General features: G+C 32.0%; 7 protein-coding genes. 3 read left to right on the forward strand and 4 right to left on the reverse strand.

The genetic code is table 11. The features are described 5' to 3' along the window. Position 1: 1 nt before the first annotated feature. The 3 genes from IMZ30_RS00895 to IMZ30_RS00905 all read right to left on the reverse strand — a co-directional run bounded on the left by IMZ30_RS00895 (position 2) and on the right by IMZ30_RS00905 (position 3,440). Positions 2–1,348 (reverse strand): (Fe-S)-binding protein, encoded by a 1,347-nt coding sequence (locus IMZ30_RS00895; protein WP_207039651.1) that lies wholly within the window; start codon positions 1,346–1,348, stop codon positions 2–4. Positions 1,349–1,350: 2 nt separating this feature from the next. Further along, positions 1,351–2,292, reverse strand: coding sequence for an MlaD family protein (locus tag IMZ30_RS00900; RefSeq protein WP_207038691.1), 942 nt, complete (start codon positions 2,290–2,292; stop codon positions 1,351–1,353). A 62-nt stretch (positions 2,293–2,354) separates the two neighbouring features. Then, positions 2,355–3,440 carry an N-acetylmuramoyl-L-alanine amidase gene (locus tag IMZ30_RS00905; protein WP_207038692.1) on the reverse strand — a complete coding sequence of 362 codons (1,086 nt, stop codon included), beginning with the start codon at positions 3,438–3,440 and terminating at the stop codon, positions 2,355–2,357. A 159-nt stretch (positions 3,441–3,599) separates the two neighbouring features. Between IMZ30_RS00905 and IMZ30_RS00910 the strand changes: the two genes are divergently transcribed. Genes IMZ30_RS00910 through IMZ30_RS00920 form a run of 3 tightly spaced genes read left to right on the forward strand, consistent with a single transcriptional unit; the run spans position 3,600 to position 8,342 of the window. Continuing rightward, positions 3,600–6,224 carry a putative LPS assembly protein LptD gene (locus IMZ30_RS00910; RefSeq protein WP_410523996.1) on the forward strand — a complete coding sequence of 875 codons (2,625 nt, stop codon included), beginning with the start codon at positions 3,600–3,602 and terminating at the stop codon, positions 6,222–6,224. A 1-nt stretch (position 6,225) separates the two neighbouring features. Next, positions 6,226–6,609, forward strand: coding sequence for a Rid family detoxifying hydrolase (locus IMZ30_RS00915; RefSeq protein WP_207038694.1), 384 nt, complete (start codon positions 6,226–6,228; stop codon positions 6,607–6,609). A gap of 2 nt (positions 6,610–6,611) precedes the next feature. Continuing rightward, positions 6,612–8,342 carry a sodium:solute symporter family protein gene (locus IMZ30_RS00920; RefSeq protein ID WP_207038695.1) on the forward strand — a complete coding sequence of 577 codons (1,731 nt, stop codon included), beginning with the start codon at positions 6,612–6,614 and terminating at the stop codon, positions 8,340–8,342. Here the strand turns inward: IMZ30_RS00920 and IMZ30_RS00925 are convergent. Continuing rightward, positions 8,332–12,807 carry a translocation/assembly module TamB domain-containing protein gene (locus IMZ30_RS00925; RefSeq protein WP_207038696.1) on the reverse strand — a complete coding sequence of 1,492 codons (4,476 nt, stop codon included), beginning with the start codon at positions 12,805–12,807 and terminating at the stop codon, positions 8,332–8,334. The genes IMZ30_RS00920 and IMZ30_RS00925 overlap by 11 nt on opposite strands. Positions 12,808–12,852: the final 45 nt, after the last annotated feature.

Consider the following 12,852-nt stretch of genomic DNA (forward strand, 5'->3'; position numbering starts at 1 on the left):
TTTAAGATTCATTTACCCAGTTTAAACGATCTTGTTGGTTGTAAGGCCAAGGTGCAGCATTGTTTTCTATGTTTGTCATAGCATTGTTTAATTCAGCTGGTGCCGCACTTTCTTCCATTACTAAGTATTGACGCATATCCATGATAATAGATAAAGGATCAATACCAACTGGGCAAGCTTCTACACAGGCATTACAAGTTGTACATGCCCAAAGTTCTTCACGCGAGATATAGCCATCTAACAATTTTTTATCATCATTTTCTGGTTGGTGGTCACTGTTTTTGTTAAGAGATTCACCTACAGACTCAAGTCGATCTCGCGTATCCATCATGATTTTTCGAGGTGATAATTTTTTGCCTGTTTGATTTGCTGGGCATTCGGCTGTACAACGGCCACATTCTGTACATGTGTATGAACTTAACAACTGAAACCATGATAAATCAGTTACATCACTAGCACCAAATTTTTCAGGGATATCATCATCTTCGCCTTCAGCTGGCTCTGCAAATGGATCAGCATTTGGATCCATCATCATCTTAACTTCATTAGTAACGGACTCTAAATTTCTGAATTCGCCTTTAGGCTTTAGGTTTGAAAAATAAACATTTGGAAAAGCAAGTAGAATATGTAAATGTTTTGAATAATATAAATAATTCAAGAAAAATAAAATTCCGATAATATGAAGCCACCAAGCTGCACGTTCAACTACAATTAAAGTTGAAGTTGATAAGCCGTCTAGAGCTGGTAATAAGTATTGACTAACAGGAAATGCACCCATGATACCTGCTTCACTTGCATAATGCTGAGCACCATTTAATTGAAGTTGATAGTCTGCTGCGTTCATAGTTAAAAAAAGCAACATTAAAACTACTTCGAAATATAAGATATAGTTAGCATCGTTCTTAGGCCAACCTTTTAATTCTTTAGATAAAAACCGTTTAATATTCATTACATTTCGACGTATCCAAAAAATGATAACACTTAATAACACTAATAATGCTAATACTTCAAAGCTTCCGATTAAGAAGTTATAAACTGGTCCTAAAAAACTAAATAAACGGTGCGTACCTAAAATACCATCAAGAATAATTTCTAAAACTTCAATATTAATGATTACAAAACCTACATAAACAATAACGTGTAGTGCTCCAGCAATAGGTTTGGTTACCATTTTAGATTGCCCTAATGCCACACGCAACATTTTATTAAGTCGTTCTTTCTTTCGATCGTTTCGATTAACATCTTTTCCTAGGTTAATATTGCGTTTTAAGCGCTTTACATTTCTAACAAAAAAATAAACAGCAAACGCAAAGACTGCTACGAATAATATTTGAGGTAAAAATTGCATCATTAATCTTGATTATTTTGATATGATGTATGTTTTTTTCCAAATAGAGAAAAATGAACATATCTTTTTGGGTTTTCTTTAATATCTTTAAACAACAACTCTAATTCTTTAGACGACTTTTCTAGGTTTGTATATAATTCATCATTATGTATCAATTTACCTAAACTTCCTTCTCCATCTGAAATTTTGCTTGTGACTTGATTTAAATTTAACAAAGTTTGATCAATATTAGCCACCAAAGCTTGATATTCAATTTGTGATAGGCTATCAGTGATTTGAACTAAATTTTCTGAAGTTTTATTAAAATTACTGATAGACTGGTTTAAATCTGAATCTTCTTGATTTATGTTTTTATTAAGCGCATCAGCCGAAAGACGGATTGATTTTAAAGTCAGTGTTAATTCCGCAACTGCGGTTTGAACTTCGTTTCTTGTATCTGGATTTAGTACTTGATTAACACTAGTAACTAAAGAATCTATACTTACAACAGAGCGTTCTATTTTAGCTTGAAGCGGCGTTAATTTATCATTAACAAGTTCTAGCAAGCCGTCATCAATATTGCCTATTAAGGTGTCTCCTGATATAGCTTTATTAGGGTTTTTATAATTAGGTTCTATCGCAATAGATTTACCACCAATAAAATCGCCGCCAAAAATGTTTACTACACTATTTTTTGAAAATTGAAAATCGCTATTGATACTAAGCTCAACTAAAATTTTACCAGTTTCATCTAAAAATCTAATATCACTAACCTGACCAACTTGTAGCCCGTTAATAGTAACTGGAGAAGAATTTCCTAAACCTTGAACATCGTCATAAACCGCATAAAATATACGTGATTTATTTAGTAAGTTATTACCTTTTAGGTAATTATAGCCAAATATAAAAAGTGCAATCGCCACAATGGCAATTATTCCTGCTTTAAATTCTTTTGATAGTTTCAAGTTTAGAATATTTTGAATGTTCAAATGTAATAAATTAAGCTGTAAGATGAGAATAAATAAGCTTATTTGAGTGCTTCTTGAATACTAACCATTTGGCCTGATTTATTAAAAGCAACGATAAAAGCCCCTTTAAAAGACTTAGATTCGGCTTTATCTTTTAAGCTTTTGGCATCTAAGTAATTTTTGGCTTCACCATAAAAATATTTATAAATATTACCAACTTTTAAACGTGATATCAAGTCTAAACCTTTGAAATTGTACGGTTTAGTTTCAATTTTTTTTGAACTTGCAGCAAGTTGAACTTTGAATGTGAAATCTTGTTTGTTTTCAGTTAAATCGTTAGCTTCAACTTGCATTCCGGCGATTTGATCATCTAAACTTTCAAGATTGATGATGTTTTTATAATTAATTAATCCGTCCACAATAGCTTCAGCCATCTTGGTTTGTCCAGTTTTTGAGTTTAAAAATCGACCTTCGGCCTTATTGGTTAAAAAACCCGTTTCTACAAGAATACTTGGCATGTATGTTTCTCTTAAGACTAAAAAACCTGCCTGTTTCACTTTTCGGTTTTTTCGGTTAAGTACGCCTGTAAACTGTTTTTGTACATAATTAGCCACCAAAATACTTTGGTCAAGAAACTCCTCTTGCATTAGACTAAATATAATATATGATTCAGGAGATTCTGGATTAAATCCATCATACTTCACTTTGTAGTCTTCTTCTAATTTAATAACAGAGTTTTCTTTCATCGCTATTTCAAGGTTATCTTTGTTACGATGTAAACCTAAAACGAAGGTTTCAGCCCCATAAGCACTTGAACTATGGGCATTACAATGTACCGAAACGAATAAGTCGGCTTTTGCATCATTAGCTATTTGAGCGCGCTTATGCAAGGGAATAAACACATCAGTTTTACGGGTGTAAATTAGTTCTATATCTTTATAGTTTTCAAGTAATTGACCGACTTTTAAAACAATTTTTAAGGCAATATCTTTTTCCTTATAACCATTACCTGTATTACCAGGATCATCACCACCATGGCCAGCATCAAGTACAATTTTGAAGATTTCGTTTTGTGCAAAAAGCTGATTGCTACTTGGTAAAATAACTAAAAAAAACAGAAATAGTACAATATGTATTAACTTCATAAGTTGTGTTTTCAAGGCAAGTTTTGAGTTTTAATAAATATATGAGTTACATACTAAAATAATATGTAATTTTGGACTTTCAAAAATCAAGCCAGTTACACAAAAATAGTCTTATTAATCTTGCAAACAAATCAACTACAACTACTTTTTTTGTTTTTAATGGTTTCCATAATGGCAAGTCAGGCTCAAGTCATCGATACTACTAACACAGCCACAAATAGTAATAAAAAAGCAATTGACTCTGTTAAGGTTGATTCGGTTAAGGTAAAAAAATCGCTTTTGACTGATATTATTAAAACTACAGCTAAAGATTATAAGCGTTTTGCTAGAAAAGAAAACAAGCTTTACTTGTATAATGAAGCGGAAATAAATTATCAAGATTATAATATTAAAGCAGGGCAAATAGTAGTTAATAATAACAATAACATGGTCTTTGCAGCTGGAATAATAGACTCTACAGGCAGCTACACACAACGTCCTGTTTTTGAGCAAGGAAGTAACCTTGTTGAACCTGATAGCTTGGTATTTAATTTTGACACTAAAAAAGCTATTGTTTACAACTCACGTACAAAACAAGGCGCTTTTAATGTAAAAAGCCGAGTCTCTAAAAGGGTAAATGATTCGACTTATTATTCTGCAGATGCCATTTTTACGACAGATGACGACTTAGAAGATCCTGATTATTTTTTTAAGGGCAGAAAAATAAAGTTTGTTCCTGATAAGAAAATTGTAACAAGTTGGGTAAATATGTATATAGCTGATGTCCCAACGCCACTCGGTTTACCATTTGGATATTTTCCACTAACCGATAAACAAGCTTCTGGTTTTATTATTCCTTCGTTTGGCGAAAATGCTAATCGTGGATTTTTCTTACAGAATGGCGGTTACTATTTTGCCATTAACGATTATGTTGATTTAGCCTTATTTGGTGATTATTACTCTAACGGTAGTTACGGTTTTAGAGCTGAAACTAATTATAATGTTCGCTATCGTTTTAATGGAAACTTCAACTTAAGAATTGAAAAATTACTAAGTGAAGAACGCGGATTCCCTAATTTTTCAGAACAAAGTATTTTTAATTTAAGATGGTCTCATAACCAAGACTCAAAAGCTAGTCCTAATTCAAGATTTTCTGCTTCAGTTAATTTAGGTAGTAGTAATTTCTACAGGCAATCTGTTAATCAAAACAATACGGGTAACTTTTTAAACAACACTTTAAATTCTTCGGTTTCATTTTCAAAAACCTTTGACGGTGAACCTCAAATGAATTTAAACTTGACAGCAACTCACAGCCAGAATACTAACACACAACAAATTAACATGACTTTACCAACACTACAATTTAGTGTTGGCAGAATATTTCCGCTTGCTCCGAAATCGGGTATTAAAAAAGGTGCGATCGAAAACATTAACCTACAATATAATGTTAGAGCTGAAAATAGAATTAGAACAAGCGATTCTTTATTTTTCAAACCACAAATGTTTAGAGACGCTCAAGTTGGGGCAAGACACTCTATACCAATAGCAACTAACTTTAAAATATTTAAACACTTTAGCGTAACCGCTTCAACAAACTTAGAAGAAGTTTGGACGCTTAAATCAATCAAACAAGATTTTAATCCAACAACACGTCAAGTTGTTAGAGACACTTTAAATAATTTTGATCGCTATTTAACTTATAATTTTAGCTCTAGTATTGGAACTACTGTTTATGGTAAAGTAAATTTTGGTGATGACAAAAAAATAAAGGCTATTAGGCACGTCATGAGACCAAGTATTGGTTATAATATTAACCCAGGTTTTGACCAGTATTACGACGAATACACAAGACCAGGAATTGCAGGTGCCGAAGATGAAATTGTAGAATATTCACGTTTTGAAGGAACACTTTATGGCGCACCTAATAACCGGTTTTCTAACGGTATTTCATTTAGTTTAACTAACGATTTTGAAGCTAAAGTGCGTAAAAAAGACTCAACTTTGACAGGCGAAGATCGCTGGGAAAAAAGAAAATTACTAAATAACCTAAGTTTTAGCACCAATTATGATATAGCTGCAGACTCACTTAATTTAAGTGAAATAGCTGTAAGAGCATCAATACCAGTTGTAAAAGATAAACTAACCATCAATGCAATCGGGTCTTTAAATATTTATGCCTTAGATAATAATAACCGTTTAATCGATAAGTTAAATATTGAAAATGGCGGAAGCTTATTTCGTTTAACTCGAGGAAATTTAAGCTTTAACTATGCCATAGACAGTAGAACACTTTTTGGAAAAGGTGATGAAGATGAAGATAAAAAATCAGATAATAAGACTTCAGAGTCTGCTTTAAACGGCGGTCGGGACGATAATCTATTTGGTAGCAGCGAACCGCTAAACACCACAAATAATCGAGACAATAATAAAGAAAAGCCAAAATCTGACAAAGAAAATAAGCTTTACAACTACAATATTCCATGGAGTCTAAATTTGGCCTACACTTTAACTTATAATAATAGTGCACGTCAAAATGAAATTGGCTCACATTCCATCATGTTTTCAGGTGATGTCGAGTTATCACCAAACTGGTCAGTTGGTGTGTCTTCTGGTTTTGATTTAAAAGACAAAGGCTTCACATTTACACAATTTAGATTTTCTAGAGACCTTAATACCTGGCGACTTAACTTTAATTGGACGCCGTTTGGTACCCGAAAATCTTGGTTTTTCTTTATTGGTATTAAAGCTTCAGTACTTAGGGATATTAAGTATGACAAAAACCGCGAACGTGATAGACAACTATAATATGAAAAAGATATTTAACTCAAAAAATGCGCCTCAACCTATTGGTGCCTATAATCAAAGTGTTTTTATTAATAATATGCTCTACACATCTGGCCAAATAGCTATCAATCCAAAAACAAACAAAACTGAATTTGGAGACATCAGCCATGAAACACGCTTGATAATGCAACATTTAGAAGCTATTTTAGCAGAAGCAGAATTAAAATTTGAACATGTTATTAAGGTTAGTATTTTTTTGAAAGACATTTCAAACTTTACTGAAGTAAACAAAATCTATAGTGAATACTTTAACCCAGATACAGCACCAGCTCGTGAAATGGTTGAAGTGGCCGATTTGCCAAAACATGCCAACATAGAAATCAGTTTAATTGCTGCAAATTATTAAATATGCAACTAGAGCCGATAGATTGGGGAATATTAATTGCATTTTTTGCCATAAGCCTGTCGGTTGGCCTTATTGTTTCAAAGTCAAGTGGCAAATCTTCGGAAAATTATTTTTTATCTGGTCGAAATATGCCTTGGTGGTTACTTGGCATTTCTATGGTTGCAACAACTTTTGCTGCTGACACACCAGGATTAGTTGCTGGTATTGTTCGTAAAAATGGTGTAAGTGGTAACTGGATTTGGTGGGCTTTTTTGCTTACAGGATTGTTGACAGTATTTTTTTATGCCAAACTATGGAGACGTAGCAACATAACAACTGACCTAGAATTTTACGAACTTAGATATGATGGTAAAAGTGCTGCATTTTTACGTGGTTTTAGAGCCATTTATCTTGGTGTTATTTTTAATATTCTAATTATGGCAACTGTTTGTTTAGCCGCAATAAAAATAGGACATGTGTTATTTAATTTTTCAGCAGTTGAATCTTTACTAATTTCCTGTAGTATTACAGTTCTGTATTCTACTTTAGGCGGACTTAAAGGCGTTTTAATTACAGATTTCATTCAATTTGGAATAGCAATTACTGGTAGCATTTGGGCTGCCATTTATATCGTCAATCTACCTGAAATTGGAGGTTTACAAACATTAATTTCTACTGAAATTGTACAAAAATCAACACCAATTTTTCCTGATTTTTCGAATCCGAGTGAATTTATACCACTTTTAGTTATTCCGCTTGCAGTACAGTGGTGGAGCGTTTGGTATCCAGGTGCTGAGCCTGGAGGCGGCGGTTATATTGTTCAACGTATGTTAGCTGCGAAAAATGAAAAACACGCTACATTAGCTAGTCTTTTATTTAATATTGTGCATTATGCTGTAAGACCTTGGCCCTGGATTATCATTGCATTTGCGTCTTTAGTTTTATTTCCGAATATAGATAGTTTAGCTCGAGCTTACCCAAACTTGAGTTCTGAATTTATTAAAGATGATTTGGCATACGCTGCGATGCTCTCTTATTTGCCTGCTGGTTTATTGGGTTTAGTTATTACTTCTTTAGTAGCTGCATTCATGAGTACAATATCTACCCATTTAAATTGGGGCAGCAGTTATGTAGTTAATGATTTCTATGTGCGATTTATCAAACCAAGTGCTTCACAAAAAGAACAAGTTTTAATTGGCAGAATTTCCACACTTTTTATGATGGTTATTGCTGGCTTTTTAGCACTTGTGTTAGAAGAAGCTCAAGATGCTTTTAACTTATTACTTCAAATTGGTGCAGGTACTGGTTTACTATTTATCTTACGATGGTTTTGGAAACGTATTAATCCATATAGTGAAATTACTGCAATGCTTGTTTCATTTTTAATTGCAGTTGTGTTTTTTATAAACTCTAAGCTCGAAATAAATCTTTTTAATATTGACCAACACTGGCAACTTGTTTTAGGTGTTGCGATAACTACAATTTCATGGGTTGCTGTTAGCTTATTTACAAACCCATCACAGCCAGAGACTTTAGCAAAGTTTAATGCGCTAATTTTTAAGCAAGAGTCTAAATTTAAAGATGTTAAGTTTAAATTACTTGGATTCTTTTTAAGTATCTTAGGTATTTATGCTGCACTTTTTGGAACAGGTTACTTTATTTATAATAACTTAATTTTAGCTTCAATTTCATTTTGTGTAAGCCTTTGCTGTGCTTTAATCATGTATCTCAATTGGAAGAAGATTATTCTTTAATCGTACGGCTTGTTGTTGTTTTTGGAAATTTAATGTAAGAAGGAATTTTAATTGAACTTTTTTCTGTGTTTTCGTCCTCTTCTTCCCTATTTGCTTTTATGTCTTGGCTAAAAATCCTTTGTACTAATTCTTTAAAACTATTGAAGTCTACAGTGTATGATAAACCTACACCTTGTGTATAACCTAACTCTTCACCAATAAACTGAATATTACTTTCACGGTTAAAAGCAGTTGCACGTAAGCTACCACTTTCATTTAAAAGAAAACTTACTTCAACATCTCCAAAAATAACCGATTCTGTCGTGTTACCGACAGGAACACCAAATCTACTATTAACAAAAATTCGTTTACTTAACTGTGTTTGAAGTGTAAATCCAAAGCGATCACCTGTTTGGTTTTGCGTTGGTGTACGTTGAGTTTGTACATAATCTAAACCAAGTTTAAATTTATTATCATCATTAGAAATTATTTTATCAAAAATACCTGAGGCACTTTCAATTAAGTTTCCTGTTAAAGCATTCTGACCTAACATTTGCTGACTATAAAACGTACCTTGTGTAATTAAACTTAATGCTTGATATTCTAGATTTTCAGTACCCTGAATACGATATTCTAACTCAGATTTTACAACAGAACTCAAGTTTGGATAATTTAATTCGAATGCAATTTCAGGTTGAATCAGTTGACCGTTTAAATTAATTAAAACTTCTACTGGAATTTCTCGATTAATACTTGGGTTTTCAAGTATTGCTGCTGGATTAGCTGAAGTTGTATATTTGGCCTGAACATCCATATTGGCTTGAACAGGATTACCATTCCAGGTTAAATTTGAACCTGGTACCAAATCGAATCGTTTTTGAACTAAATTACCAGCATACCTAAAATCGTAGTAACCTTCATAAGCTACAAAATCTCCCCACATATTAAATTTGCCATTGGTATTAATTTCAATAAGCAATGTTCCTGCACCTCGACCATTAAGTTTACTTCCTGTAGATTGGTCGACAACAATTTCAACCTCAGCATCACGCGTTATATCGAGTTCAAAATTAAGTTGCAAACCTTTAACTTCTTCAATTTGGATGTTTTTGCCACCAATCTGCTTAGCTTTCTCTTCAGGTGTTAAGAAATAAATGAAAGAATTATCTGCAAAAGATTCTGTGTCATCTAAAGGAATTTTAAATACAGTTTTGGGTTGTGTTTGGGCATTTACGTTTATTGTAAGTTCATCAACTGGACCAAGAATTTCAGCATTACCATTGATAAAGGCTGTACCATAATATAGAGCACCTCGTTCAAAATCTGTATCTAATACCAAAAGATTATCTGAACTTATATCTAATCCCATTTCCCAATCAGACAAACTATTATGAGTTATAGCGCCTGATAAAATTCCTTTGGTTGAATATTTTGTATCGGTTAAACCGATATTTTCAAAAATTATATCTTTTTGGTCGAAGGTTAAAAGCGCATCATCATCAAAATCAAAATCTACATTTAAATAAGGAATATTTAAACCTGCTTCATACAATTGTACTTCTCCGTCGATATTGGGTTCGCTTAGTTTTCCTGTTAAACTTAAATCACCGTATAAAGCACCTCTAAAATTATTTATCACGTCTCCGCCTAATGCACTTAAAGCTTTTATATTAAAATCTTTAAAAGAGATGTCTAAGTCTGCATATTGGGCGCCATCTTGATTATTAATGTTACCTGTAATATCAAATAAATAGGTTTCTTCTTTTAAAAGATTAGCTATGATAGAGAATTGATTTAAATCTTCACTACCGTTGGCTTCAAGCTTTAAATCTCCGTAATTAAACTGATTTACTAACAAACTATCAATCTTTAAATCTAAATTAGGTTTATAAAGTTGATTGTCTTGTAAGATTTTTAGTTGACCATTTAGCTCTCCACCAAGCTTCAAACTATCTAAATTTGGTGTAATTTTATCAATATCAACATTTGAAAATTGAAGATCTAAATTTTTATAAGTGGAGTCTCGTGTTTTACCTGTAAGTTTAATGAGCTGGTCTTTATAACGTATGGCTATAGAGTCTACTGTAAAATTTTGAAAATCGCGTTCTACTAAAATACGATTGTTAGCATTGTTATTTTTATTGATAAACCAAGTGTTATTTTTAAACTTAAGGCTAGAGCGTCTAAACCCAAAAATAGATTGGTTTTTATCATTTAAGGTTTGGTATAAGCTTAAATTATACTCATCTTGATTTGCTTTTCCGCCCTTAAATTCAGAACGCACAAAAATTGAATCGTTCAAGTTAACGTTTATCATACTAAATTTTGAGATATCATAAACATTGGTTGAAATACTGTCAACTTCAACATAGCTGTTGTACAATGGATTTTTATTATCAACTTGAATATTGATTTTCTCAAACCGATTACCATAAGCTTCAACTAAAGGCGACTTAAAATTTAGTTTAAATTCATTTTGATTAGCCACCAAACTTCCTTTTAAATAAGTGTTAGCAGAAAGACTAATTTGAGGAAAAAAAACTTCTACAACCTTATTATAAATATCAAAGTCAAAATCTACATATTGGTACTGATTTTCACCATAATCATCTCTTCTAAAATATAGATTTTTAAAGGCGTCACTAAACAACTCAGGTAAAGATGTAATTTTAAATTCACCGCTTAATTCTCCATCAATAATATCAGGTGAATTAATATTAATACGTTTAAATTTACCATCTAAAGTTGAAGTTAAGCTTAATGTATCAAACGCGTAGTTTTGAAAATCATCTTCGAATTTAAAATTTTGTAACACCAAGCTTCCAATTGCATCATCTATAGAAGTTCCTTTAAAATCAGCTAATATTTTACCACTAAAATCTGCTATTTTTGTACGCCTAATTAAGTTCATTGCATGTAAATCTGCTTTAGCAATATCTAAATCAACTTTAAATGCTTTTAACTGCTCTGTTGTATTTAAACTCCCAAGAAATTTAAAATTAAGTGCTTCATCTTGACTTGTTATAGCAGCTGTAAACTGAGGCGATTTAAAATTTGCTTCAACTTTTATAGAATTGTAATCGTAATTTTTAATGTTAAGCGAATTGATATTTAAATCTACATCTGTATTTATCGAAGCTTGTGTAAAACCACTACCGTTAATTTTAGCTGAAAAGTTTGCTGTTTTCACCTTTGTTGAAGCTAAAAGCTTCCCGAGGTTGAAACTGTAAGACGATAATTTTGCTGAATATTTAGCATTGATCGAATCACTTGGATTATTAAGTTTTAATTTAGTCTTAACTTTACCTAAGCGCGTATCAGCAACGCCATTAAATTGTACGGTTTTAGAATCTACAAATGAATTACCGGTTAAATTGATGTCTCCAAATTTATTTAAAATTGGTGGTAAATTTGATTTTAATAAATTAGGTAAAAGCGACATTAAGTCTTCACGATTAGATTGAAATGATTCATGTTGTAGTTCAATAGTGAAGCCTTTTTCAGATTGAAAACTATTAACTAAATGTGCTTCACCTTTGTATGAAGTAGAAGTTAGACCTTTTATATTAAAATTAGTTAGGTTAAAGTTGTTAAGACTTCCATCAAAATTTCCGAAAAGTTGAAGTTCTTGTCCGTAAGCAAACTCATTATAAAATCGTTTTAAATCTGAGGTAGAAACATGACTCTTGTCAAATTCAGCTTCAATTTGAACTCGATTTTCAAAATCTCTAAAATCTTCTCTAGTGTAGGTCATTTTAATATCAGCATTCAAATTTGAATTTGCTGCTGTTTCCAAATTCAGCTGATTAATAAGCATTTGCGTTGGAGAATAAGCAAAACGCATTTGCATGTTGTCTATAACAATACCTCGTCCCATAACTGCTGAAAATCGATTTAATTCTAAACGCACATCTGAGTTGATGATCTGCAAATCTGAAACATTTAAATTAAGATCATTAAGCTCTAAAACTTCAGGCGTAGAAAGATTTTCATTCGAAATATACACACGAGAGTTTGACAGCAAAATTTTACTAAATCGTGTGATTGAAGTTGTCGTATCAGTTGCTGTAGTGTCTGATAATTTATTTAAAAATAAATCTAAGTTATTATCTACTTCACCTTTATAGTGTTGGAGTTTAAAGGTTAAGTTTTCGGCTTCAGTTGTTGAAAAATCTAAATTTGAACTATCAAAATTCAATAAATCTAAAAGAGAACTTGATAAGCGTTCCGCATAAACTAAGGTATCTTTCTTGTGGTCTTTAATAAAAACACCTCTTAACCTGATATTACCACTATAAGAAATTTGGAAACGTTCAAGGTTAATATCTGTCTTGTAAGACTCATTTAAAGAAGTTGTAATTTCTTTAGCGACATAGGTTTGTACACCTGGTATAGAAAACAGCAAAACAATAATTATAAACAACAAAAGCAAGGCTACAACTAAGCGTTTTAGGTATTTAACAAATTGATTTAGAGTGTTGCGCAAGCTTGTATAATTTAGTAATATTAATGTTTATAAATCTGTTTAATA

The sequence above is a fragment of the Psychroflexus sp. ALD_RP9 genome (genome assembly GCF_017311165.1).
In the GTDB taxonomy this organism is placed as follows: Bacteria; Bacteroidota; Bacteroidia; order Flavobacteriales; family Flavobacteriaceae; genus Psychroflexus.